Origin of the sequence: Streptomyces sp. GbtcB6, from assembly GCF_019091475.1 — a bacterium.
Classification (GTDB): Bacteria; Actinomycetota; Actinomycetes; order Streptomycetales; family Streptomycetaceae; genus Streptomyces; species Streptomyces hyaluromycini.
In genome coordinates, this window is the sequence record NZ_JAGXJL010000398.1 from 1 (window position 1) to 245 (window position 245).

Below are 245 nucleotides of genomic sequence, written 5' to 3' on the forward strand. Positions count from 1 at the left end.
GCGGACGGCACGATCCGCGACCATCTCCCGCCCGGTATGCAACGGGTACTCGTCCGCCTCGGAGACGTACCGGTGGCCGTGTTCGCGGCGGACTGGCAACTGGTGTGGTGGAACCACGGGTGGGCCGCCCTGCTGGGAGACCCCCTGGCCGCGCCGCCGCGGATGCGCAACTTCGCCCGCGACAGGTTCCCGGTGGACGTCGATCACACCCCCCTCGCGCTGTGGCCGGTCACCGAGACGGACCC

General features: G+C 72.2%; 1 pseudogene. It reads left to right on the forward strand.

What is annotated here, in order from left to right:
• Positions 1 to 245 (forward strand): annotated as a pseudogene (locus KVT45_RS55500) (transcriptional regulator); the annotation flags it as partial.